25 protein-coding genes and 2 pseudogenes are annotated in these 25,829 nt (G+C 34.3%); 3 read left to right on the top strand and 24 right to left on the bottom strand.

Annotated elements, in window-relative coordinates:
- Positions 1 to 808: 808 nt before the first annotated feature.
- The 5 genes from CD003_RS05740 to CD003_RS21755 form a co-directional block, all read right to left on the bottom strand.
- The gene (locus CD003_RS05740; protein ID WP_096200063.1) at positions 809 to 1,249 is read right to left on the bottom strand and encodes a hypothetical protein; all 441 of its coding nucleotides are present in this window, start codon (positions 1,247 to 1,249) and stop codon (positions 809 to 811) included.
- Between the two features lie 384 nt (positions 1,250 to 1,633).
- Positions 1,634 to 2,911 (bottom strand): IS110 family transposase, encoded by a 1,278-nt coding sequence (locus CD003_RS05735; RefSeq protein WP_096199813.1) that lies wholly within the window; start codon positions 2,909 to 2,911, stop codon positions 1,634 to 1,636.
- 211 nt (positions 2,912 to 3,122) lie between these two features.
- Positions 3,123 to 3,404, bottom strand: coding sequence for a hypothetical protein (locus tag CD003_RS05730; protein WP_096200061.1), 282 nt, complete (start codon positions 3,402 to 3,404; stop codon positions 3,123 to 3,125).
- A gap of 151 nt (positions 3,405 to 3,555) precedes the next feature.
- On the bottom strand, positions 3,556 to 3,843 hold the full coding sequence (locus tag CD003_RS05725; protein WP_096200059.1) for a hypothetical protein: 288 nt from the start codon (positions 3,841 to 3,843) through the stop codon (positions 3,556 to 3,558).
- 536 nt (positions 3,844 to 4,379) lie between these two features.
- On the bottom strand, positions 4,380 to 4,541 hold the full coding sequence (locus tag CD003_RS21755; protein ID WP_179295449.1) for a hypothetical protein: 162 nt from the start codon (positions 4,539 to 4,541) through the stop codon (positions 4,380 to 4,382).
- Between the two features lie 251 nt (positions 4,542 to 4,792).
- On the opposite strand from CD003_RS21755, the pseudogene CD003_RS22820 reads away from it, so the two are divergent.
- The 3 genes and pseudogenes from CD003_RS22820 to CD003_RS05705 all read left to right on the top strand — a co-directional run.
- Positions 4,793 to 5,361 (top strand): annotated as a pseudogene (locus CD003_RS22820) (IS3 family transposase); the annotation flags it as partial.
- A 79-nt stretch (positions 5,362 to 5,440) separates the two neighbouring features.
- Positions 5,441 to 6,552, top strand: a protein-coding gene (locus tag CD003_RS05710; RefSeq protein WP_096200054.1) for an IS3 family transposase whose coding sequence is annotated in 2 segments (ribosomal slippage) — positions 5,441 to 5,690 and positions 5,690 to 6,552 — 1,113 coding nt in all. Because the reading frame shifts where the segments join, the coding sequence is not laid out codon by codon here.
- A gap of 29 nt (positions 6,553 to 6,581) precedes the next feature.
- Positions 6,582 to 7,199 (top strand): annotated as a pseudogene (locus CD003_RS05705) (IS3 family transposase); the annotation flags it as partial.
- Between the two features lie 296 nt (positions 7,200 to 7,495).
- On the opposite strand, the gene CD003_RS05700 reads toward CD003_RS05705, so the two are convergent.
- From CD003_RS05700 to CD003_RS05615, 19 genes are all read right to left on the bottom strand, one after another.
- A complete protein-coding gene (locus CD003_RS05700) occupies positions 7,496 to 7,798 on the bottom strand; it encodes a hypothetical protein (protein WP_096200051.1) in 303 nt (100 codons plus the stop codon).
- A 45-nt stretch (positions 7,799 to 7,843) separates the two neighbouring features.
- Entirely contained in the window at positions 7,844 to 8,260 is a 417-nt protein-coding gene (locus CD003_RS05695) for a DUF4181 domain-containing protein (RefSeq protein ID WP_096200049.1), read from the bottom strand.
- Positions 8,261 to 8,328: 68 nt separating this feature from the next.
- Complete coding sequence (locus CD003_RS05690; RefSeq protein WP_096200047.1) at positions 8,329 to 8,634, bottom strand: hypothetical protein; 306 nt, start codon at positions 8,632 to 8,634, stop codon at positions 8,329 to 8,331.
- A 44-nt stretch (positions 8,635 to 8,678) separates the two neighbouring features.
- Positions 8,679 to 8,894 (bottom strand): DUF4181 domain-containing protein, encoded by a 216-nt coding sequence (locus CD003_RS22545; protein ID WP_373558552.1) that lies wholly within the window; start codon positions 8,892 to 8,894, stop codon positions 8,679 to 8,681.
- A 234-nt stretch (positions 8,895 to 9,128) separates the two neighbouring features.
- Positions 9,129 to 9,509 carry a hypothetical protein gene (locus CD003_RS05680; RefSeq protein ID WP_096200043.1) on the bottom strand — a complete coding sequence of 127 codons (381 nt, stop codon included), beginning with the start codon at positions 9,507 to 9,509 and terminating at the stop codon, positions 9,129 to 9,131.
- Between the two features lie 242 nt (positions 9,510 to 9,751).
- Positions 9,752 to 10,246: a hypothetical protein gene (locus CD003_RS05675; protein ID WP_096200041.1), complete on the bottom strand. Its 495-nt coding sequence runs from the start codon at positions 10,244 to 10,246 to the stop codon at positions 9,752 to 9,754.
- Positions 10,247 to 10,429: 183 nt separating this feature from the next.
- The gene (locus CD003_RS21750) at positions 10,430 to 10,567 is read right to left on the bottom strand and encodes a hypothetical protein (RefSeq protein WP_179295446.1); all 138 of its coding nucleotides are present in this window, start codon (positions 10,565 to 10,567) and stop codon (positions 10,430 to 10,432) included.
- A 73-nt stretch (positions 10,568 to 10,640) separates the two neighbouring features.
- Positions 10,641 to 11,075: a hypothetical protein gene (locus CD003_RS05670; RefSeq protein WP_257008201.1), complete on the bottom strand. Its 435-nt coding sequence runs from the start codon at positions 11,073 to 11,075 to the stop codon at positions 10,641 to 10,643.
- Positions 11,076 to 11,226: 151 nt separating this feature from the next.
- Positions 11,227 to 11,445 (bottom strand): DUF6366 family protein, encoded by a 219-nt coding sequence (locus CD003_RS05665; RefSeq protein WP_096200039.1) that lies wholly within the window; start codon positions 11,443 to 11,445, stop codon positions 11,227 to 11,229.
- A gap of 164 nt (positions 11,446 to 11,609) precedes the next feature.
- Positions 11,610 to 11,918 carry a gamma-glutamylcyclotransferase family protein gene (locus tag CD003_RS05660; protein ID WP_096200037.1) on the bottom strand — a complete coding sequence of 103 codons (309 nt, stop codon included), beginning with the start codon at positions 11,916 to 11,918 and terminating at the stop codon, positions 11,610 to 11,612.
- 83 nt (positions 11,919 to 12,001) lie between these two features.
- On the bottom strand, positions 12,002 to 12,760 hold the full coding sequence (locus CD003_RS05655; RefSeq protein WP_096200036.1) for a hypothetical protein: 759 nt from the start codon (positions 12,758 to 12,760) through the stop codon (positions 12,002 to 12,004).
- Between the two features lie 12 nt (positions 12,761 to 12,772).
- Entirely contained in the window at positions 12,773 to 12,991 is a 219-nt protein-coding gene (locus CD003_RS05650) for a hypothetical protein (protein ID WP_096200034.1), read from the bottom strand.
- A gap of 153 nt (positions 12,992 to 13,144) precedes the next feature.
- The gene (locus CD003_RS05645) at positions 13,145 to 15,424 is read right to left on the bottom strand and encodes a restriction endonuclease-like protein (protein ID WP_257008200.1); all 2,280 of its coding nucleotides are present in this window, start codon (positions 15,422 to 15,424) and stop codon (positions 13,145 to 13,147) included.
- Positions 15,425 to 15,474: 50 nt separating this feature from the next.
- On the bottom strand, positions 15,475 to 16,953 hold the full coding sequence (locus CD003_RS05640) for a 5-methylcytosine restriction system specificity protein McrC (protein ID WP_096200030.1): 1,479 nt from the start codon (positions 16,951 to 16,953) through the stop codon (positions 15,475 to 15,477).
- A 58-nt stretch (positions 16,954 to 17,011) separates the two neighbouring features.
- Complete coding sequence (locus CD003_RS05635) at positions 17,012 to 19,762, bottom strand: AAA family ATPase (RefSeq protein WP_096200028.1); 2,751 nt, start codon at positions 19,760 to 19,762, stop codon at positions 17,012 to 17,014.
- A 250-nt stretch (positions 19,763 to 20,012) separates the two neighbouring features.
- Positions 20,013 to 21,368 (bottom strand): LlaJI family restriction endonuclease, encoded by a 1,356-nt coding sequence (locus CD003_RS05630; protein ID WP_096200026.1) that lies wholly within the window; start codon positions 21,366 to 21,368, stop codon positions 20,013 to 20,015.
- Positions 21,369 to 21,375: 7 nt separating this feature from the next.
- Entirely contained in the window at positions 21,376 to 23,163 is a 1,788-nt protein-coding gene (locus CD003_RS05625) for an AAA family ATPase (RefSeq protein WP_096200024.1), read from the bottom strand.
- Between the two features lie 70 nt (positions 23,164 to 23,233).
- The gene (locus CD003_RS05620; protein ID WP_096200022.1) at positions 23,234 to 24,478 is read right to left on the bottom strand and encodes a DNA cytosine methyltransferase; all 1,245 of its coding nucleotides are present in this window, start codon (positions 24,476 to 24,478) and stop codon (positions 23,234 to 23,236) included.
- The gene (locus tag CD003_RS05615; protein ID WP_096200020.1) at positions 24,456 to 25,742 is read right to left on the bottom strand and encodes a DNA cytosine methyltransferase; all 1,287 of its coding nucleotides are present in this window, start codon (positions 25,740 to 25,742) and stop codon (positions 24,456 to 24,458) included. Before CD003_RS05615 ends, CD003_RS05620 begins: the two co-directional genes overlap by 23 nt.
- Positions 25,743 to 25,829: the final 87 nt, after the last annotated feature.

Below are 25,829 nucleotides of genomic sequence, written 5' to 3'. Positions count from 1 at the left end.
TTAGCATCCAAAGGTGAAAATACTAATATTGTAATTGCTATAATAAGAATACAAGGAATTCCAATGGCGCTAAATTTTATCCAATCAAATGTCCATATCATTTTGTGTTTAATTTCCAAGATTAACTTTGGAAGCCTTAATAAGATTCCTATAAAAACAGGAAATATTGTTGTATATAATACAACAGGAAACAGGTTAAAAGTATTGTTAGCTTCTTTTTCTAACCATACCTGATATTTAATCCCGAAATAAATTATAAATCCAATACCGATTGTCCAACTGAAATAGTATATAAACTTATTAATTTAAAACTCCCCCTTTTCACACGTTACTTCAATAAAATAATACAGATATTCAATTAATGTAAAAGTAAAATATATATGTGATTGCTAATGCAGAGAGAATTGAAAACTTCACAAACTCTTTCCTACTTTTTGTATTAAAGAGCATGATGACTAAACTCAGTAAAGTGAGGATAAATCCAATAATAGTCGTCAATGAACTACTGACAATTATCCCTCCATATGCAATAGCTGAACCAATTACCAATAAAAACACTTTTGGTTTCTTGATTTCTACTAAAATATCTTTTTTTTCATCATTATTGCGTTTTTTATAATCCTTAACAAATAAAAATATTATAAAGATATATAGAGCTGTCAAAAAAATATAGTCTGAGATACATAGCACCTCCACCAATGCCTAAATTATACTTATTACTTGAATAAGAACAGTAACAGCCTCTTTTTATTATCGCAGCCCTTTACTACATTAACCCAACTACTTCTCCTAATTTAGTTCTCAACTTTTAAAAATATCGCTCTAATAGTTTATAGTCTTTTGTCTTGTGAATTTTCAAGTTATTATTATTAGCAAACTCAATAAGCTCGTTATATATATCAGGTGGATAAAAGTCAACAACTCTAATATTCATCTTATCTACTACTTTAACGACAGCACCCTTTTTTCCCCAACCGAATCGTTTAAATTTAATTTCTGAGATTTGACTGGATTTAAGGCATTTTTTCAAAATTTGTAGCTTATGCAAATTCACCGTATATTCCAACTTATCGTTATCAATTTTTACTTTATAGTTAATAAAAATCAATGATATAGTTAGCAATATCATTAAAAAGCCTAATATTTCAATCCACCAAGGAGTTAACGGGCTGGTTCTCGAAGTACTGGATACAGAAATAACCAACAATATGACTAAGGGAAAGAGTGGATTTTTAGCATTATAAATCAAAATATTTCCTCCCTCTATAAATATTGATATATCAACTGTTTGACCCGTTTGTGAGGTGTCAAAAAAATATTTTTCGACACGGCCTCTAACAGTAATTTAAAATTATGTGAAACTATTCCAATCTATGGGTGCGCTACGCGGTCACTACTGGATATTAATGTAAGTAGCGTTGAAGAAATATACGATGCACCATGGATCTCTGCGTAGCTTATGATGACGTACCCTCCCATGTCTCTGGACATCTGTGTGCCTACATTCCTTCGTTCGGTCTAGTCATAAGGCAGAGGCTAGCGAAGCTCCTTTAGGGACTCTAGGTCGAATGGTGAAAATAGTGCCAGCTTCTCCGTGTCATCCAATTGTCTAGTTCATTCAAGGAGATGCAGACTACATAGCCTCTTCGAGACTAGGTACATCCCTCATCATTCTTTGTGCATCGAATGCTTTATGCTTCGTACTGATTCCATGTAATACTTTTAATAGTTTTCCGCAAAGGACCACAATTGATTGTTTCTTTCGTAACGGGTTGACTGTGCGATTTGTGTAATATTCATGTAGTTTACGAAAGGCTTCGTTATGACGGATCATTGGCATCATCACTCGAAACAGGAGGGCGCGTAGCTTCCTTCTGCCTCGTTTAGAGATACGTTTTTGACCTTTGTGCTGCCCAGACGAATTTTCACGCAATGTGAGTCCCGCGAGTTTGATAAGTTGGCGTGGATCCTCATAATGTGAAAAGCTGCCGATTTCAGCTAATAGATCAACGATGGTAGTGTCTCCGAGTCCATTAACTGTTGAAAGCCATTCATATTCTACAGACGTTTTGACGAGCTCAACTAAGCTTTGGGTGATGCTTTCAATTTCTTGTTCTAATTGGTGATAACGTTGAACGAGTGTGGCAATTTCAAAACGGGCCATCTTACGTCCTTCTGTTACTCCAATCGAGTGAGCTGCGACTTCAATGAGACGCACAGCTTTGGGCTTCTGAGGAGATTTCATCCCCTCTACTTGACGATACATCACAAGTAATTCATCAGGTTGTTTTTGGTAGAGATCACTTGGGAATGGCGTACATTCGAGTACGGCCAAAGCCATCTTTCCGAAAGAGGGAAAGACTTGAGTGAATTCAGGAAAATAGCGGTCCAACCAGCGAATCATCATGTTTTTAACGGCTCCCAGTTCCTCCGTCAACTTACTTCTAAACGTTGATCCGACGCGAAGTTCAGCTTCGACATCTTTTAGAATACGAGGATAACTAAAACGTCCGTCTTTTAATAGTCGAGCAATCACTAGCGCGTCTTTACGATCATGCTTTGTAGGCAGATTGTCATCTAACTCCTTTGAACGCTTAACGTGCATTGGATTGGTCATGACAAGCGGAATGCCTCGTTCCTCAAGAAAGTAGGCTAAGTTTAACCAATAATGGCCAGTTGGTTCAATTCCTACTAGAACTTCTGTTTTTCCATGCTCTCTTAATGCTTTGAGAATTCGATCATAAAATGACTCAAACCCTTGATGTGACTGTGTAATAGAGAATGATTTCTGGAGTATCCGTCCACGGTCGTCAACAAAGCAGGAGAAATGTGTACGCTTTGCGATGTCGATTCCGACAACGAGGGTTTCTTCAGTGACTTGATTTATTTTCTGATTTTGTTTAAAATCCATTGTGGAGTCCTCCTTGGTTACTAAATTAGGGGTCAATTCGTCCAGATTTGACACCCCGTATCATACCAAGAGGGCTCTTTTTTGTTCAAGTCCCCGAAAAACCTTCTAACAGGAATGCTCCTTTATACTTGAACAAGCACAACAATAGTTTTGTCGCTATCGCCTCCGTTAGTAAAAAAACGTAGCTAAATAACACAGCTACGTTTTTGGGCTACACTAAATTAAACCCTAAAAAGTGAACAGCTACCACTAAAAAAAATGAAGCTACACCTGTAATTTTTATTGGGTGGGATAATTTGTATTTATTAAAAGGAGTTACTCTATGAACAATTTCAAAAAATAGTGCAGTACCTACACCTATCATTATTGCACCCACAATAAATGAGTTGTTCATTGAATTTACAATATTAACACTGTGATTGATAAATAGTATCCATAAATACGCTAAGAAAGCATTCAAAACAATAGATAAACCATACTCTTTAACTTGCAAGTAGCACCATCCTTTTTTGTTTTATTTTACCATAAATAACAAAATGCTTGTTAAACTCTTCTGCTCATTAGCGGAACAAGGCAAGCGATGCCTTGTTAAAGCATCGCCTCCGTTAGTTTCAGTTTATTACGTTCCAATGTAATATTTTCTATTAGGCATTAACCCTGCTTTTAATTCTATATATATAAATTGTTAGAAGAATAGAAGTAATGAGAGAAGAGCTAAAGAAAGGATTGCTCCACCATGTAACATTATAAACCGTACCGAAAGTGACCTCATTTGGCAATGTACCAGCTTGTTCATAGGCATCAACAATATCTGGAACATTAGTAACGGTTAATAAGTAACCAGAAATCCATTGAGAAAGTAAAAATATAGCATTTAAAGATAATGAAAAAATTAAAAAAATAGATATAATTTTTATTGGTTTGTTCCTCATATAAACACTTCCTTTCAATCCATAACTATATCTACGGGGGAATGAATAAAAGGTTTCATTCTTGCACAATCCTGCTTCTATAGTTGAAGAAGGGTAAGCCCTGTTGTGCTAACGCTCTCCGTTAGTAAAAATTCACCTAAATTTTTTTGAGTATAGATATTGAGTAAGTGGTTGTAGTTGGATTACTAATGGCAAACCATCAACAATAAGTAATGGTAAACTTTAAATCTCGTTTGCGTTAATGGTCCCTTCAGATATAAATAAAGTTAAGCCTGCTAGCACCATCAATATATTACGTTGTTGTTCCGCTCTTGCACTCCGTTAGCGAAAAACGTAACTATTTTATTAGCTACGTTTTTTGCTACACTAAATTAAATCCTAAAAAGTGAACAACAACTAATAATGCAAAAGAAACAATACCTGTAATTCTTATTGGGTGTGGTAATTTATATTGGTTAAATGGGGTTACTCTATGAAAAATTACGTCATAACGCTCTTCATTGTTGTGTTAAAGCTCGCCGTTATAGAGATAATATCTACTGATTCTTATTTTTCACAGTTGCCGAGATTATAAGGACAATAACTAACCCAACAACACCACTGACGAGACCTTGCCATTTTAATTCTTTATAAAAAAGGTAACTTGCAATAATTGATCCAATGAAGTAACCAAGTCCTATATAAAATGCTTTCTTCATTCAAGTCACCCCTTATATATAACCTTCATACTTTTCTACTTTGCTAATGCTCCCGTTTTTTTAAGTAATCACAAGATTAAATCCTTTATTACAAAAAATCCATAGATGAAGGCAGTAGAAATTCCTATAAATAATGCAACCATTACAAAACCATATGTAAAGCCTTTCTGATGCTAGTCTAATTAATGGACACGTTAAATTGGGGGAAATGCAGTATAATTAAACCTAACAATTTAACGGGAGTGTCCAAGATGAAAAGAAGAAGCTACGACAAAGAATTCAAGATAAGTGCAGTACGTATGGTAACTGAGGAAGGGAAAAAGAAAGCCGAAGTTGCCAGAGAATTAGATGTGGCAGAACAGACGTTACACAACTGGATTAAGAAATATAAGGAAGATAGCGAAAGTAGTTTTGTTGGAAGCGGAAACCTAAAGCCAGAAGATAAAGAGACAAAGGATTTACAGAAAAGACTTCGTGATTTAGAAGAGGAAAATGCCATCTTAAAAAAGGCTATGGGCATCTTCGCAAAAGACCAGAAGTAATTTTTGACTTCATTAAAGAGCACCAACACCAGTTCCGTGTGGCGAAGATGTGCGAAGTATTAGGTGTCTCAAAAAGCGGTTATTATGCTTGGCTCAATCGTCCAAAAGGTAAACAAAAAGTGAAAAAGGAAAAGTTAACGAGTCAAGTAAAACGAGTTCATTTAGAGTCACGAGAGATATACGGCAGTCCGAAAATTACAATGCAGCTGAACAGTGAAGGGATTAAGGTATCGCAAAAAACGGTAACACGTATTATGAAAGATAATGGAATACGTTCTATGGATAGGCTACACTAAGTTGGACAGGTTTGTTAAGGTGCTATACACTTGAGTCAAATTACTCGAAGGAGACGAGACTATGACAAAACGTAAGCGCCGATCATTTACGAAAGAATTCAAAGAACAAATCGTCCAATTATATGCTTCTGGTAAACCTCGTTCGGAAATTATTAAAGAATACGAATTGACGGCTTCTTCCTTTGACAAATGGGTTCAACAAAACCAGGCAAGTGGTTCCTTTGAAGAAAAGGACAATCGAACGCCAGAACAAGAAGAACTACTTCGACTTCGAAAAGAAAACCAACGCCTCGCTATGGAAAATGACATTTTAAAGCAAGCCGCGCTGATCATGGGACGAAAGTAGATGTGATCCGTAATAACCTTCACAAATACTCGGTATCAGCAATGTGTAACGTCCTACAACTTCCTCGAAGTACGTATTATTATGAAGCAAAGAAACGAGAGAACCCTGACGAAGAGGTAACGAAGCTCATCGTTGACCTTTTCAATAGAAGCCGCCAAATTTATGGACAACGTAAATTAAAGAAAGAACTAGAAAAGCAAGGGTTGCAAGTCTCTCGTCGGCGTATTAGTCGGATTATGAAGGAACAAGGACTGGTATCCAAATACACAGTGGCTCAGTTTAAACCATCGAAAACAAAGTGTAATGAATCTCCTATCGGCAATGCCTTAAATCGAGAATTTAACCAAGAAAAAGAACTCAAAGTCGTAGTGAGTGACTTGACTTACGTTCGAGTTCAGCAAAAGTGGCATTACATCTGTATTTTAGTAGATTTATATAACCGTGAAATTATTGGATATAGTGCTGGTCCTCAAAAAGACGCAGCCTTAGTTCAGCGTGCCTTCGCAAAAGTTCCATACAACCTTCATCGTCTTGAATTATTTCACACGGATCGGGGCAGTGAATTTAAGAACAAACTTATTGATGAAGCACTAAAAACCTTTGGAATTGAACGTTCTTTAAGCAACAAAGGAACCCCCTATGACAACGCTGTAGCGGAGGCAACCTTTAAAGTTATTAAAACTGAGTTTGTGAATGGTAGAGTATTCTCTAACCAACCCGAACTTGACCTTGAACTTTTTGATTATGTTCATTGGTATAACCATGTTCGTATCCATGGTTCACTAGATTATGTTACACCTATCGAATTCAAGTCAGTACACCTTTAATTATTTGTCCAGTTTAGTGTTGACATACCACTAAAACTGTAAAGAAGTACAAGGCGACGACAAATTCTAAACACAACTTACCTGTCTATCCGAACCTATTAAACCAAAAGTTTCAGGTGGACCATCCTAGCCAAGTTTGGGTAGCTGATATTACCTACATTTGGACAAAGCAAGGCTGGCTGTATCTCGCATCGATTATGGATTTGTATTCAAGACGAATTTTAGGTTGGCATATGAGTGAACGAATGACAAAAGAATTAGTCATCACAGCCCTTGAACGTGCGGTTGTTGCCCAAAAACCAACGCCAGGGCTCATTCATCATTCAGACCGTGGGAGCCAATATGCTTCAAATGCTTACCAAAGTTTACTACGGTCAAATGGTATGTTTACCAGCATGAGTCGCAAAGGAAATTGTTATGACAACGCTTGTATCGAGTCTTTTCATGGCGTGATTAAAAAAGAGTTAATTTTTCATAGAAACTATCAAACGAGAGATGAAGCTAAGAAAGATATATTCGAGTATATTGTCAGCTTTTACAACTACAAACGCATTCATTCATCAAACAATTATCAGTCTCCAATCGTGTTTGAAAAACTCTACTATAAGAATTATGTGTCAATAAGAAAATCCTCACTATCAAGTTGAGGGTGAACCCTTAACTTGATAGTGAGGTCACCAAGCGTAAGCGCGGTAGGGAAAAAGCAAAAGTCCCTATTCGATGTGTCCATTTTCTTGACATAGTATCATTTCCCCATTGAAAATAAATCTAAGAACATATCTTTAACAATATTAACCACCTTAGACATAACTCCTCCTCTATGAAGTCCGCATTCTGTATTACTATAAAAAATCCCTATAGTTTAATAAAGTATTCCTGCCCGATAATAAGCCAAAGAAGCTACCGTTATGATAGCTTCTAATCTTTCGTTAAAGCTTATCCGTTAACTTAACAGGAAATGAAGAATTGGAGGAGATAATAATAAAATGATAGCACTTATTATTAAAGCTTTTGACACGCCTTTAGGTAGCATTTCTCTACCTTTCCCTGCGTACCATCCACTGAATTGAAGTTTATTTCTATATAAAACAAAGATTAAGATAAAAACACCGAGCATAGCTGTCCATCCATATTTGTCAGTATCGATACCGATATTCGAATAAATAGCATGAGGTATTCCACCTAATAGTGTTGCAAGAATAGCAAAAATAAAAATAATCCTTAGTAGCTCTAGTAATACCCGCACACTACTCTCCCCTCCCCTTTTTGTCTTCACTAACTCTTCCGTTACTTATACTAAGCCAAAAAAATCAGTCTTGTATAATGTAAAGAGCAATACAAGGACAAATATTATCTGACTAATTGTTAATTTATAAGCATTAGGATTTTCTGCATACTTTCGCTCCATAACTGCCTTAACCGCTTCAGAAACAATAATAATAAGTAGTAAAAACCACGGTTGAAATAACTCATGTATAGATTCTCTAATGGTGTTTACAACATATCCTAACAAGAAAAAGACTAGTGCAACAATTCTAATTGTCCAGTCAATTTTTTTATGTTTTTCATTAACATGGTTATATGAAAACAATTTCTCCTTCTCAACTTTTAGCCACTTTCTCATAATTTTATTAAACGAAACAATTAATAATAAAATAGCTAAAAACAATAGTATACTCAGCAAGAAAGTAGACTCTATGCCATACATAAATTTTCCTCCCACACCCTTTAAAACAAAGGGAAGACGATATTCTTTATTCGCTTCCTCTATTCTCCTTAGCGAAATTGATTTACTATAAATAAGCCATATAAACATAAAGTAGCAATCAAACTTCCAAGAACAAACGATACTTTTAAGTTAGACTCAATTTTCTTATTTCCATCAGCAGTCTTTCTTATATACTCTCTTAGAGATTTACCAACAATCCAAGTCAAAACAAACATAACAATTATCGTTAAAATCAATTGTAAGTTAAGAAATGATGGTTTCATTGCTGAGTGAATTAGTGACTGTATTGAAAAATATATAATTATCATTAAGAATAAAATATAAGAAAAGACTCTAATATATCTTTTTGTCATAAAGCCCCTCCTCTAAATGTATTTCTAACTTGTTTTTTTCATCTCTAGTTGAAAAAAAATTTTGGGAATTGAAACAATATGTGTAATGATATTATGAAAAAGAACATTAAGAAAAATAGGAAAGTAATGATATATTCCTTTGGATTTTTATGGCGCTTCCAATCCATGAAAGTAGAAAAACTCCCTAACAATAGAGTGAACAGCAACGTTCTCCAGGTAAAAATAGATTCACCTCTATCTCCTATATTAGAGGAGTACACGAATAAGAATAGTATAACTGACTCTACCACATACTCAATAAAAGACTTTGAGTATTCCTCCTTCTTTATTGACAATTTTGCCCTTAAAAATTTTAATATGTATAAAACAACTATGTAAAGGAATGCGAGATATAATAAAGGTAATATTAAATTCAAATCTACAATCCTCCCTTTGAAATTACCAATCTAATCTTTACTGCTCATTCCCGTTCGTTTTGGAAAGGAAGTGAGCATTTATGGTGTTTCTTCAAGAAAATAATCCCTTATCTCTTTTGGTAATTCTTCTACTGCTAAAACTTGTAACCTTCCAGTACCTGGTGTAGTCATAACCATATAGGTCTTTTCGCTAAATTCAATAAGAGTAAACTGACCTACTCTACTAGCAGTAGTATCTAACCTGCTTATGTATTCAAAATCTTCTTTCTTAAAGTTTTCTTCATATCCTTCTAACATTATATTTTGACCTTCTTCAAAATCATCAGCAAACGATATTGCTTGATATAATTCAAGAGAATTTTTAGGAGTAAAGAAAAGAAGGTAATACGTTGTTATTCCAATTAGTAAAGCCGTTATTATAATATAAGATATCAATGTTTTTTTCTGAATCATCCCCATATATTATCTCCCTTTTGAACTATGAACCTTAAATCCTAACTCAGCAGTACACGAAACCATAGATCCGTTCTGCAATCGTACTCCGTTGTAAGAGTAAAAAAGTAGCTTATATTATCCTGTATTCATTACCCCTGCGTCATTAATATCCAATTAATTAACGAAAATAAAGTAATAATAACAATAATCACCAATATGACTACTAAAATCTTTTTCATTTTTCCACCACACTATCTGTATTAAATTTAACCATCAAACTGTTTAAATTCTTCAAATTCAAGTATTGGTTTATTAAGTTCAATATCAGAAATATAATAAAAGAGAATGTACTGATCAGTTTCTATAAATTTTAATTCAACATCATGATTATTCTTAATTTTAATTGGTACCTTTTCACCTTTTTTTACAGCACCCCAAAGAATGTTTGGGCGCGCCTCTTCTGGCGCTGGCACATTATAATTCCATACAAAAGAATCATTATTATCTATATACGAGAAGCTAAAATCCTTTTGACTGATTATCTCTTTGTTGTCATGTTGTAATAAATAAAAGGTTTTACTTGTTTGATAAATTAGAATAACTAAGCTATCATTCTTTTCTCTAAATACGATATTATCTTCCGAAAACGACTCATTTGTGACTCTTTCAATTTCATCTACAATAGCAGTATTATTTGAACAAGCTCCAGAAGTAGAAAGTGTTAAAAGTATAAATAAAAATAAAATCGTATCCTTACTCATTGTCTGCCCTCCTCAAAAACTGTCTTTCAATCATAGCACTTTTCCATTTACTATTGGATAATAGTTGGTAATTTCCTCTTCAGCTCTTTTCATTAAGAAAAAAAAGAGCTGAAACAACCTTTTTCCGTTGTTCAACTCTTGCACTCCGTTAATTCAATAATCTCGTAGTTTTTCAATTTTTGTCTATTGATTTTCTTTCAACCATTCTTTCAGTTCCTCAAAACGCTCATCTATATGTTCTTTAATAAGCTTATAGACGATATACGATGCCACCCAAATCAATGCAATAGGTCCTATAATGGCTATCCATGGTATATGCATACTTTTCTTATCCCCCTTTTATTTAGCTGAATTCTACAAAAGCGACAGCTCTGTTCCGCTATCGCCTCCCAAATTACTTACTATCATTATGCAGTTCAAATGACTCTTCAAGGTCATCCCATTTTACATTTACTTTTATAACTTCATCTTCATCTACTTTTGCTCCACCTTTTGAACCACCTGAAGACGAGAATATTACTGTTGATGGGGGTTCCGTGAACTCTTCAGTGCTTTTCCCACTACTACTAATAGTTTCATAAGAGTATTCAAGTTTTTGTAATGAAGATAACTCTTCTAAAGAACCTTTATATTTTAATACGAACTCATAGCTATCTTCGTTCGAATAAGTTTGTTTTCCGTCCTTTTCTCCCCATTTTTCTGTTCCTTTATAGGAGTATTCAGCTTCCCAATGTTCACTTTCTCCACTAAATTTATAATCATTGGTCGTAGTTTCAGAACAAGCTATTAAAAGCATTATTGTAAATAATAAAGTAATGATTTTCTTCAAATTTACTCTCCCCCCAAAAAATATTGAATTGAAACATCTCCATATATTACCTAATTCAACACACTTCTAATAATGCCTCTTCTTCAGACTTTTCAAGTAGTTCAACGGGGCGTAGGAACTGCCATAAAAACAGTTCCTCTACAAGGGTCCTTTACTTGAAAAAAAGATAGACAATTACAAACCCAATTATGATTACAAGAATAAGAATTCCTGTACCTTTCCAACCTAAACTGCCTACTAAATCAGCAAGGTTTCCGCTGTTTGCTCTATTATAAGCATCGTTCATATTTCCAGTAGGATTCCTTTTTAATTCCTCCTGTCTTAACCTCTCTCTTTTTTGTTCAGGAGTTTCTTTAATATCATTACTCATCAAATGCCCCCTTTAAAACAAACGCTTGCGTTAAGTGTTATTTTAATCGATGTTAATGTGCTTTCTTAATTCTTTTTTAAGTTTCTCAAAATCATCAACTCTAAAATATCTTGAATTTAATTCAACTTGTTTTTCGTCCTTTAAAACCAAAACTATCCTATCATCTAAGAGAGGCCACTGAAAAAGTCCAATCTAGACGATTCGAGAAGTGGTAATGGCTCGCACGTTGCACGCTTGCTATGAGAAAACCACTCATAGCGCGCTTTTGAAAAGTGGTCCGTGACTTCATACAGTTCACCATAAACTTTTTGACTAGGACTTGGAAGCATTGCCGCATACCCGTTGCCTGTATCATACAGAATTCCATTAGTCCAACATTGCCGACTTATACACCTCGCTTCTTTTAGTAATCGGTGATTTGCTTCCTGTTGCCGTAAGGTTCCGTATACGAATACGCGGTTTCTGTTTTTCATCCCGTCATTCTCCTCTCTATTTCTTACCATGAGTATACTGAATCAGGTGTGACACCCCTGTCACAACAAAAAAAGCCCCTGGATTAATCCAGAAGCAAATCAGTACTTACATCTCTAGTATGTTTAAACATACGGTACTCATATATTGAGTTCCAACGGTAACCACCATCTATCGTTATAATTAAACCTTGCAAAGGGTTCAATGGTTCCAACCGGCCTCTTATCCTTGAGATACTACGCCTTAATGTAGCATGAGGATTTCTCGATTCTCTATATCTTCTATCTATGATTTCATCATGACGAATACCTTCAGGATGACGCATTAAATACTCAAGTAAAGGTACTTGTGTCGCTGGAATGGATACTTCCTGACCGTTTAAGGACAGGGTCACATCATTCATACTACGTTGATTTAATATGAAACAATTTTTATTTTCAAAGGGGTCAAAAAGCACCTCATATTCATGCTCACTAATTTCACTGAATTCAGTACCATTGACAATCATCTGATACGGCTTTTCCTCTAGTTGTTCGTTTGCTTTCAGCTCTTTAACTAAATGCTGAATTTCCCCAAATAACTTCAAGTCTGTAGTTGGAATTCGTTCGACTTTTTCAAGATACTCCTTTAAGATAATTTGTGTCGCTTTTAATATGTAGTAATGAGCTTTGACCTGCTGCTCCTTCTCGAGTCGATTACGGTATTGTCTAGGGTAACAATGGAGAGAATGCTGAAAAGAATCGACTGATTTAGCCCATTCTTCCTGATAAAAATACAGAAACCCTAAACGGTAATACGCCCTTGCATTTTCGGGGTCAATTTTTACCACTTGATTAAATCTCACGATCGCTTTCTGTTACGAATGCTGACGAAGCTTTAGGTCTTCTCCTTGCATAAGTAATAAATAAGCCAGAGTTTCTTTATAACGGATTTCTCTTGGATTGAGCCTTGAAAGATTTTTAAATATATTTTCTCCTTCTATAACCCAATTGAGGTTCGTTTCATCCTCTCTTTCCCACCAATCATCTTCCTTTTCTAGCAGCTCTTCTTCTGAAAGATCTGACATTCTAACCATTAATACGCTCTCCTCATTAAATAATTTTCATTACTTTTATTGTAACAGGTTTATCAGTATTCGCTTGCGACTAGCATTAATTTAGTGCTGAAAATAGATTGAGAAAAAAGCCATTTCCTACCCTAAAAGAAAATGACCTTTCTCCATATTAACCTACCCAATCCCCTCACATATCCTCTTAAACACCCGAGTCGGCTGCTTAAACAACTCCTCTAACTCAAACGTTGCTATTCCGTTCGTTCCTATTATCTCAACTCTCTCCTCTTCTTGTAAGAAGCGTATCTCCATATCCTTAATTCTAAAAGTCTGAACTCCAGTTGCACGATCCAAATACTCCGAATCTAGTTCTACCTTTATCCGATCTGACACTCGCCGCAACATTCTCCAAATCACAACTTCACTTTCAGACTTCATGAACAACTCAGGGATTTCTTTCGCTTCTTTAAGTGTACGTAAAGTAGTCATGGCGTATTTAGCAATTCCATAACGAACGGGTTTTATCACTTCTTTTAGATTCGTCCAGGCTTCTACTGTAAAATGAAATTCGCTGTCTAGCACTGTCGTATCTTTTATTTTTCCATAATACGATATTCCATTTTCCATTCCTGCTTCTTGGCTTACATACAAGGCGACATACGCCGCATCAAGCCACCCTGCTTTAAGTCTATCGGCTGCTAACACATACGTACCATTACGCATGCACTGACGCCATTGCTCTTCATTTGAAACGACACCAATTAGCACTTTTTCCTCTAACGTTGATTGCCATTCAGCTAAAGTACCTCTAGGTAAAATCCCTTCCTCATGAATTTGCTCTGGGCTCTTATCAATGGGATTTTCTACAAAGCGTTCTACAAGTTCAGTAGCATTTGGTAGTAAGGGCAAACCACCAATATTCACTTCATCAATACTTTTGTAGAAGTGGTGCTGCTGGTACCCTTCCATATCGTCAAATGGAAACAGCACATATGCCCCAAAAGACGTTCGTTCATAAGGACCTTTCTGCTGCACAACCAATGAATCACGGTAGCGATGCATTGTGTTGATGTCCTCCTCAAGTGGACCAGGGCTCTTGTACCTTGTACTGTAATAACTATCCTCAATAGCAAAATCGACTCGGTACTTCGCATCAAACACATAATTAAAGGAATAATCTTTACCCTTTTTTGCAATGCTCAGCATCGTATCTGGCTTCTGTGGTGTCGTTGGTAGACTTCCACCTGAGCTTTGATAAGTTAAAACAATTTTCTCCTTCGTGACTGGATGTAGAAAGACCCTCTTTGCAGTACGTGTACTATAAAGGTTTACAAAGAGTCCATCACGCTTAACCTTCACAATATCCTGACTGACTTGCTCATACTTTCTGCCCAGTATCTGTCCTAGCTTCAAGAATGTCCAATATTCATATAAAGTGGCAACGTCTTTTACAGACATTTGATAGCTATTACCATGTAACGCTAACCCTTTAGAAACTGTTAAGTAGATTTGAAAAGCATCACGATACCCCGGAGCCATTTGCATCACGAGGCTACTAACAGAGCGGTCAAGTTTTCCAATCACTTTCCAAAAATGATTCTTCTCCTTACCTCGTAGCTGCTTTATCATTTGAACAACGTTGTTCACTAGGTCTGGGTCATGCTCTGTATCCTTCCACCCACGCTTTTCCGTTAGCTTCGTATATAAGTCCTCTAACTTATGATATAACCTTACAATCATCCACTTTACATAACGGTTTTCAAACGTGTCGTATATAAGTTCCTTTTTCATTTTTAAGCCCTCAATTGGCATCAACTGTTTTCCACGAATCGAAACTCCCTTATTAACCTCCACGAATACATGAGCATTTTTTCGTAGATGATTTCGTCCCTTTGAATCTAGTTGTTGAAGCTGGTCACCTCTCGCTTTCACATGATTCTTTATAAGCTTGTGGTGTGGCTGTCTTTCAATCCTTTCAATTGCTTTAATAAAAGAATCAAAGTGAACTGTAATCAATCGGTAAAATTCCGTAAGTGACGGTTTACCCGCAGCATTGATCCGTGCGCCTAAGTACGTCTTTCGTAAAAAGTGATAAGAGAGATTGTAAATCTCATCGTTGACTTCCTCTATCAGCTTCTGATAGTCGCGTTTGTAATCTAACTTTGCCGGAAATACTTCCAACGTTACACTGAGTAACGGACCATTTTCATTACGAACTTCAAAAGTGGACAATCCAATGTCATTTTGAAAATGCAAATTCCCCATAAGAATATAGGACTTTCCAACCTTCACTGGACTAATTGCTTTTCGCAGTAATGGATGTTCGTGATAAAATGTTAGCTCCTCATCACCTTTTGGAGTAATAACAACCTGGTAGACACTATTTTCAAAGAAAATTGGGCGATGAATTGAAGGCTCTACTAATGAGAGCTTGTCTACATCAAAGACATACTTCACTTGAATGAGAATACGGGATAAATCACAAAGAGAATGAATATCTAATAGATTTAAATTTCCTTTGGATCCATAAAGAGATTTTCAATATACTTCGCAAAACTTGTTTCTTTCTCGTAAGAAAGTTCCTCAACACCTTCTATATTATCATCCAGCTCTATATCAACAAATAATTCATGATACATAATCTCTCTTTTTTCTAATGATTGCACTCTTTGAGGTACTAGATATTCTTTATCATTTTGTTTTGGAAAAATCAATCCAATATGAGAGCAATTATACATTAGGGCATATGCTAATAATTGCAATCTATCTTCTCTGGCATACCTTTTGTTCTTAAAATCTTTATATTTAACATCAAAGACTATAACTTCATCAGTTTTAATATTTTTAACAACAATATCAGGCTTAATTGGCCCTCCAATATAATCTGCCATCCCTTTTTCCGTTCCTTCAAAAATACTTTTTTTATCATCATATTTAAACAGTTGCAGTGGCTCTGAATCTTTCGTTTTATATGAAGCAAATCCGTTTTTTTTCAAATATGCACGTACATACATTTCAAAAAGCTTTTCCATAGAAACTGCGTACGGAATTATATAATTTGTAATACTAACCTTTCCATTTGTATCAATAGAAACTTCATTTAAGACCATTTTTGCCAGTTTTATTACCTTTTTGTAGTTCGCATAGCAGCCATTAAACTTTAAATTATCGCATTCACTACCGGATATTTTTGTTGAACTAATATGTCCTAATACTTTTGTACAATATGCAATAGTTTTATTGTAATTAGTATTTGTACTTTCTATGTTTTCATTAAAATACTGTGTAATAAAGCGTTTAGCTTTTAATAAAGCAGCCTTTAAAAATTGATTTTCTACAATATCCTCTGAATAATGTAAATATTTACAATATATCCTATCATTACGTCCTTTTACTAAATTTTGACGTATATGTTTATTAAATAATATCTTTCCTTTTACTTTACCAACTAAGTTTTCTTCTTTTTTTATCATTCTTCCCATTAAAGGCTTTCTGCATAGCTCTTTTAACATAGATAAAAATAGCGTTGTGGTAAGGATACTACTTTCCTTTGCAATATCAGCATCTACTTTTATAGGAGATTCATTTTCGTAAAAATAAAATAACTCATTCATTTCAAGAGATTCTATTTCCTTATCTGCCTGATTTCTTCTTACGGTTTGGGGAGCTAAATACCTATCAAATTCATCATCGGTTCTAATAAAGTTTAGCATTTCAATCACTGATAAATTAAATCTTGGTTGAACTTTAAGAATTTGTTCTACACCATTTTTTTTCAGATTCTCCCCATCTATATTTTTTAAGCGACAAACCCCTACATAATTAGAAGAATATAACTTATCATTGTATTTATGTATTCCAAGATTAGTTACATCACCTCTAGTTGGGATATATATTCTATCCAGCTCAATGCCTTTTTTTAATATATCTTCTTTGATAGAGCAATTATCCTTAACACTGACAAAATTACTACCTTTAGTCGCCATTTCGATTTCCTTTCATTACACAATAATTAAATATAATTTATAAACTTTATATTTTTTTCTAAGCTTCTTTTATTTCTTTTGTTTTTTCTTTCAAATCAGCTTTTGTTAATTCTACAAATATACTAACCACAATTTTTTCTTCATCATTGATATTAATACTACCTGTGATGCAATTTAAAAAACCTTCCCAGCCTGATTTTTCAGAATTACTAACATTAATTTGAAACATTCCATCTTTAACATACTCTCTTAAAATAGGTATAATTTGGTACTTAAACCTTTTAAATAATTGGTCATCCTCATTTACTAGAAAATATGTATGACCTATCTGTACATCTCCCTTATAATATTCAGGATTTAAATACTCATCAAACAAACGACTTATATTAAAAAACAAGTTATATGCTTTCATATTTAACTCTCTTTGGTTTAATAGTTCTTCACTATCCTCTGTACCTTCTTGACTCTTATCTATATCATTATTTAAGATGACATCTTTATCTGGTAACAAGGAAAAGAATAAAAATCTTCTTCTAATAGCATAGTCAATACCACCAATTGATTTATCTGCCGTATTCATTGTACCTATAATGTAAAGATTATCTGGTAATAACAGTTTATTAGAATTATCAACGGTATACGGAGTAGCTACCCCTTCTCCTCTGTACTCTAATCCATATATTAATTCTCCAAATACAGTAGCTAAATTAGCCCGATTAATTTCATCTACAATTAGGAAAAACTTTGTTATACTTGTTACTTCCTTATTTTCATGTTTCTCCTTCGCTTTGTAAGCTAAATCAGCAATTTTACCGAGAACTTTATTAACTGTATCATACTTAATATTAGATTTTTTTGTAGTAGTTACCTCAATTCCTCTTATAAAATCCTCATAACCATAGGAGGGGTGAAACTGAACAATATCCCATGCGATAGACGGTGTTTTTCCACTATCATTCTTTATAAAATCACAATATTGATCGCTATCATAGTCTTTAATTTGAAGTTCATTTAAAAAATTGTTATCTAATCCACCTCCAACGTATTTTAAAAATTCCCTAGTAGAATATGTTTTCGACGTTCCAGGCGGTCCTTGCAAAATCATCTGATTAATTTTTAGTGATTCCATTGTTTCTAAATACTCTTGGTATTTGTTTTCACAGTTCATTTTATAAACTCCTTTTACTACTATGGTATTACCATCTTTATCTATTATAGTATCGTTTAAATTCGTCCAAAGTAATGTTAGCTCTGATATAAGTTTTCTAACTTTTTTATTAGCTTTTTTCTTTTCATCATTACTATCTATTTTATAAATAATTTTTTTATAACTTTCCACAAAATTTACAAACTCTAATTTTGCAAATTGTTGCAACAATTGAACTTCTTCTTTTTCAGCATAATCTTGCAAATAACTAGTACATTTCATTAGAAATGTTTTATAATAATTTTTAATTATAAGAAATAAAACTATATTAGGCGCACTCGAATTCCTTTTATTAACAAAACCATCTTGAAGGAAGGTGTCCTCCCACTTTGTAAATTCGGTTGCTTGCATTTCGCCAGCTACAAAAAAGGGAACATTATTAATTAAAAGCTTATCTTCTTTAGACCTTTTCATGTAAAGCGGTCTTTCCTTAAGATATAGGTTATCTTTTGATAGTGTTGATGCATAAAGTGTCGCTGAATAAGTAATCAAATTCAAAGTCTCTTCACGAAATAGAACATTTTCATTAAATATTATATATCGCTCAATATCAGTATCAGATAAAAGATTTTGTTCTTTAATTCTTCCTATTATATTTACAATTGGTTTATGGGAGGTTCCATTTTCATAGAACTCTATTGCTGTAACTCCATTTTTCGCTCCATGAATTCTATAGTTGTTAATATGTCTTATATCTGTAGTAAAATTAATATTCAATTCATCTTCTAAATTAGTTATAAAAATTTCTGCTTCATTTTCTAAAATGTTATCCTTACAATACTGTCTAAGAAGTGGTAACACTTGCCACTTTATTTTACTTAAATAATCAGCTCCATAGAAAAAACCATGACCAACTATGTATTTATTCCTCTCAAGTAGGTTCTCCTTATAACTGTAATTAAGATTATCTAAAACTATTTTTTTTACTTTTTTATATAATGTTTCTGGTGCTAGACTTCCTTTATCATGTTCACTTTCTGAATCTACGATATACTCAAAATCACTTTCTATTGTGTATTTATAGAAACGTCTTTGCAATGCAAAATCCATTGCAAAAGGGGTCTCGATCAAATTATTTAAAGTTGCTATCACATAAAAATTAGGAGGAATTACAAGTGCCCTTCCACTTTTTAATGTAATGGAATATTTATTTGTACCGTGCGTCTCCATCAACATAATCGCTTCACCTAATATATCTGTTATGAATCCGCGATTGATGTCATCTAATATTAAGACATACTTCCTATTTTCTTTGTTGTTCCAGCTTTCAAGAGCAGAGTTTAACAATTCCATAAAGATTTTATCCTTATATTCAAAAGTTAAATAGTCAGACCTAGCCTCTGCTACAATACCATATATAAAATCACCGTAACTATAAGATGGGTGGATTGAAACTATTTCTCTACATACATCTGAAAGTTGTGGTGTCTTCCTTTGCCTCTTTGATGGAAAATCAACGAATTGATGACTTTTTAAATTTTCTGCAATTTTCTTTGCCAAATATGTCTTTCCTACACCTACTCCACCTTGTAATAGTAATGTTTTATCCTCATATAGGACTTTACTTAATTCGTTTATTAATTTTAAAGTCTTTTCTCCCATTTAAAAAGAGCCTCCTTGTACCTAACGAAAAGTTTATCTTATAACCTCCAAGAAATCAAAAAATATATAAATAGTAAAAAATTGGAATTTACGAATATACCAAATCATCCTACCTTTAATCTTCAGAAACCAAAAAATCCCCATTAGAATTAGAATGTGCCATACTATGAATGGTCTTCAGCACTTTCCACCTATGGGGATATAATCTATTCTTTTCTATAACGCATTAAATAAGAACTTTTAAATTACCTTACAGATTCCTCACATTGAGAGCCTTGCTATCTAAATACATACCAATCATACCTAACTCCAATTTTCCATAATTAATGTACATATGGAACACCTTATGAACTGGTAACTTCAGAAGCTTAATACTCTCTAAACCCAGCACCTTCAGAAATTCAATAGTAACATCTCCAATGTATTCAATAGATTCTTTCTCAGTTGGAAATAAGAGTATATTGTGGACTACATTAACGTTTTGTTGCTCCATTAACTTAGCAAAAGCAAGTTGATAGAGGTACTGCTTCGTAACATCACCAACACCAGGGTTATTTTGCAATTCGGTTTCTGTTAGTTGAATGCAATAGTACTTTGCATCAGAAATTACAAAATAATTTTTACTGTACTTACTAAAAATGCTAATGACATCAGGTTTCAACGTGTCAACAGCATGCCCCTTACCTACTAGTGGATTCCAAACGGGCTTATCGATAAATCCCTTCACTTTCTCATACTGATTATCGAGGACAAAGCTGCATATTTTTTCCCATACAACCTCGAAGTTTCTTGTACCGTAAAACTCAATGTTATTGTTTTCATCCAACATAAAATCATGAGATATAAATGAGGCTATCGCCTTCAACACCATCTGCTTTCGGTTCACAAATTGTACCGACAACTCACTCTTAATCTTAGACAAGATTATCTCTTTTGAACCAAGAGCCCCATCATCAACATCAAACTTCACTGGTGGAAATCCTAGATACTCTCCAAGTCCTGTTTCTTCAAGTATCCCTGTACACTCCGTTAACACATGCATATGGAGTAATCGGAAGTAGTCATTTTCGTCATTGATAACGCTGTTTACATAATAATCCAGATAAATTGGTTTACCATCGTTTAAAATTGCGTATTGATCATATATTGTTTTATCCCAATCGATTTCACCATTATCGCCATTCAATGTATAGACACTTTTGTCATTTTGATATAATTCGTTCTCCAAATAATCTTCTAGTAAATACATGACCACTGAAAGAAGATTAAAAGTGGATCGTGACTCCATATCACCGAAGCTCTCCATCTCTTCTTGTTCTAGCTTCTCTCGTTTGCTGTACTCTCTAAACAGTGTAAGGAGTTGATGCATTGTTTTTGACGGGTCTGAATGAGTAATATATTTTGGTATACAAAAAACGAGCTTTTTGCAACAAATGAACATTCCAACAAACTGTACGGAATAACCACCACCCTTAGTAACTTTAAGGACCCTTTTTGTCTGAAGTTCTTCTATAATTACCTTGTATTCCTCATTCCCTAATTCCATTACTTGCTTTAAATCACGGGGACTGTATTTTTTCAGTTCCTGTAAATAGACTGGTTTCATAGGAATCCTACTCTTCTCCCAATTTTTCAGCTACAAACATGTCAGTTCTTGAGCCACTAGCCTGATACATATTAGATGTTCTTATATCAAAATTAAAGATGTTTTTCCCAGCATCATACGCCTTTAAGATTTTAGAAAATGTATTTAGACCAGGAGTGAAAAATTTCCCACTACGATGCTTAAGTACATCCTCAAATAAATACATTAATAACTTGCTTTTAAAAACTGAATCAAAGTTTTCAGGAGCTATATCGTTCCTATTAATAAAAAATGGTCCTATTAATTTGTCCTCGTTTACGTTTAAATCCGATTCTGTTAAACGCTTATTAATCGCTTTACGTAGGGTGTTCCAGTCAACTTCTTCGTCTTCAAACTTCAAGTTCACCCTCAGTCCAGATAGATTAGTTTCACCTTCGTCAATACCAATATATTCAAAGCTCCAGCGACGTTTAAATGCTGTATCCATAGGATAAACTCCTTGGTCTGCACTATTCATCGTTGCCCATAGATACATATTTTTCGGAAGGGTTATTTCGCATACTTCAGCAGAAGTAAAACCACATTCTTTGATAAGGTACGCCTTCATATCTTCAGAGGGTGCAATTGAATATTCACTTGTTCCATCTTCTTTACGATCCAACAACTGAAAAACATCTCCAAATACAGCAGCCACATTAGCACGATTGATTTCTTCTATAATTAACAGATGATTTTCAGGAACAAACGTATCATTACTTTTTTGTGCATTAATCCATACTCTAAGAAATGGACCAGGCACAAACTCATAAGAAATATACTCTTCACCATTCCCCTTCACCTTAGGCACTGGCTTGTATGTTCCAACGAACTGAGCATACGAATAGTTTGGATGGAATGTGACACGCTCGTAATTAGTACCATACACTTGACGATCTTCTTCTAACGTATGGCTTTTGCCTGTTCCTGGGGCACCAAATAGAATACGATTTTTAGGCTTATTAATCAATAATTCTTCATTTAATGGTGTTTCATGAACTGTTTCTATATTAGCGCCTTGTTCTTCATCCTGCATCAAAGGTAAGTCGATATCCATATACTCGAAATACTCGTCATCTGTTGTATCTGTTGAACATTGAAGGAAAGAATCCCTCATTACTATTTTCAGGAAATTAGACCACGTTTTTTCGGTGAATGTTCTAGCATTGATTCTGAAACTATCACCACTACTAGTTACAAATGATGAGTAGACTAGTATGCCAATAAAATTTGAATAATGTCTTGGTTGAAGCTCAAAGTAACTCGGGTCAATATGGTCAGGGTATAGACCAGTTTCTCTATACTTACGTACTTCATGAAGAACTTCAATTAAATTAAGGTGTCTGTAAAAGACGAGATTACGATTATAGAAAACAAAGTGTAGAATCTCGTCTTTTGTTAGATAGCCTTCATTACCATTTGAAATGTATTGTAGATATAATAGTTTTAAAATAGTTCTCAACGGAACTAACTCCACACCTTGTTCGACACTATCATTGAGACATGCTTTCGTCCTCTTATTTGGATATTGAAATTTACTAATAAAGTTGTGTAATACACTATCAATATCATCGTTTAATATTCGATGAACCCCATTTGCAGTTTGTCCATTGTAATCTTTTAGAGACAGGAAAAATCTAAATGCATTAAAAACATTATTATCACTCTTATCTTGAGGTGACTCTCCCCGTCGAATTTGTTCTGCTATTCGTTTTACGTATTGTTCAAATTCCTGTTTATTATACATCCGAAAATCATTCGTAAACACGTATTTATACAAAGTAACATCTCCTTGAAAACATATATTAGATCATCTAATGGCTGGTATAAACTAGGGAGATTAGTAAAGATTATGCAGTAACAACTTCTTCAGTAATTGAGACCATTAACTCATCAATTGCATGCCCTAAACTCTCTGCAAACTTTGGTGGTACAGCGTTCCCAATCATTTGATAAGCATGTCCTTGCGTTCCTTTGAAGTCAAAATCATCATCAAAGGATTGGATTCTAGCTGCTTCCCTAACCGTAATACTTCTTGCTTGGTTTGGATCATAGTGAATATAACGTAGTCCATCTTTATAAAGATGAGCAATGATGGTAGTACCAGGTACATCCGGTCTTAAAACATGATATCGATGAATTGGGGATTTCGAACCAACTTCTTTTTCATATAACTCACTTAGCTTTTTACTATCTGTAAATTCACATTTTCCCGACTGTATATCCTCTGCTAACATTTGAAAAATTTTCATATCCCGTAAATTATGATATCGTGGTTTGTGCCAGCTGACTTCACAAAGTGGTGCTATATGAGATAACTTTTTTGTACGTGCTTTTTCCTCAAATATTGGGATACAAGGTGGTAAGTCACCAATAGCTTCAAATAAGGTAGTTTTCTTTTCTATTTTTTGTTTAGTTAATATATTGTCGTAAAAGTTTTTTAATATTTCATGAGAGTTACTATAATAGTTTTTATTTACACCTACTAAGATTACTCGCTTCCTATTTTGAGGCACACCATAATCACTGACATTTAACAGTGCATACTTTTTTATATCGTCAACAATATCATATCCAATACTATGAAAACCCTCACGAATTAAGTCAGTAATTGGTGTTCCATCAGGCATAGAACTTAACATACCTGGGACATTTTCAAAAACAAATACCTTTGGCTGATAGCGTTCAACCACGCTTAGGTAACGCTCGAATAAATAATTACGGTAATCACTTCTCATGTTGTTATCATCACGAACTCTTCCCGCAAGTGAATAGGCCTGACACGGAGGGCCACCGATAATAATATCTATATTTCCAGCTTTGTTGACATAATAGTCTAGCCCCTTATTACTTCCATATTTCTCATCGTCATTCCAGCCATGAAAAAGCTCTTCTTCTCTTTGCATATCGAAATGAAGAACTCTTTCTTTTGCATCTTTTACATCCCATTTTGTTTCTAAGCGGTGAATTAATGTATTTACTTGTGGCTTCATCCATTCCACAGAAGCAATTTCATTATATTTACCTGTTTGAAGAAAGCCATCTAATAGTCCTCCACACCCAGCAAATAAATCAACTATGTTGTACTGTCTCATGTTCATCCACCTTACATAAATAATTCTTTAGTTTTAGTGCAATGTGATAACCTAGCATTGGGGGTACTGCATTCCCCACTTGCTTGTATTGCTGTGTTTTGTTCCCATAAAAGATAAAATCATCTGGAAAACTTTGAAGACGAGCACTCTCCCTTACAGTAGGTATCCGATTATACTTGTAATGAAAATGAGAACGGTGACCTGTATTTATAGTTAGAGAAGGCTTTTTGCTATGATATCGAGTTAAAGCCTCATTGTATTTAAACTGGATACTATATTCTTCAGGTAAAGACTTGAAATTTTTTCCCTCAGGAACCATCGCAATAAGTTTGACTGTTTTATCTGCATGAATCGTACCAATATGGTTATAAAGCTTGTCCGAATGCATTCTCATTAATGCTTGATACGGTGTTTTTGCAATTGTTGGATATTCTTGCACTTCCTCTCCTAAAATTCCTTCAAGTGGCGGTAAGTCAGAAATCGCCTGTTCACAAGTTACAAATTCATCCTTTGAGTAAATAGGATCAGGAAATTCAAAGAAATCCTCTGAATCTAATAAACCAACAAAGAACACACGCTTTCTAATTTGTGGCACACCAAATTCAGGAGCATATAAAATTTGTGGTTTAATTTTATATCCGATGTCACTGAAATCTTCAATAATTCTTTCAGCACCCTTACCTTCATAAAGCTTTAACAAACCAGGTACATTCTCTAATATAATAGCTTTGGGCTTAAGTTTCTCAGCTACTTTCACCATAGCAGTATACAAGGTATTTCTCTCATCATTAGCCTCACGTGGTCCTGCCAGTGAGAACCCTTGACACGGTGGGCCGCCAACTAAAACATCTAATTCGATATTTCTTCCACTTAAAAATTCTTCTAATTTCTTAATGTTTCTATGATCGAATAAATCAAGTTTCATAGATTTTGCACTTCCATGATTCTCTTCAAATGTCTTCAGTGCCATCTCATCAAAGTCTACACCGAGTACAACATTATATCCTGCATCCATAAACCCTCTTGATAATCCACCTGCTCCAGAAAATAAATCTAGAACTGTAAACTCTTTATTCGAGTCGCTTTTCAATCCAAGTAATTTTTCTAGTCCCAAACAAATACTCCCTCTGATCTTGTCATTTATATTTGTGCCATAAAAATTTTCATCTATTTGATTAATGATTTCATCTTCTATTTTAATCCGATACTCTTTACCGTGAATTTGCTTTCTCCCAGCACCCTCACGCTTCCCTCCACGCTTCATAAAGCACCCTCCTATTCTATTAAATTATATTGATAAAACGGAGATTTTTCAATGTAAATGTATTATTTTCTACATTTTTTTACGAAC

Source organism: Bacillus sp. FJAT-45350 (assembly GCF_002335805.1).
GTDB lineage: Bacteria > Bacillota > Bacilli > Bacillales > NISU01 > FJAT-45350.
The sequence above is the reverse complement of the archived record's forward strand: the minus strand, read 5'-3'. Positions and strand labels throughout refer to the sequence as shown.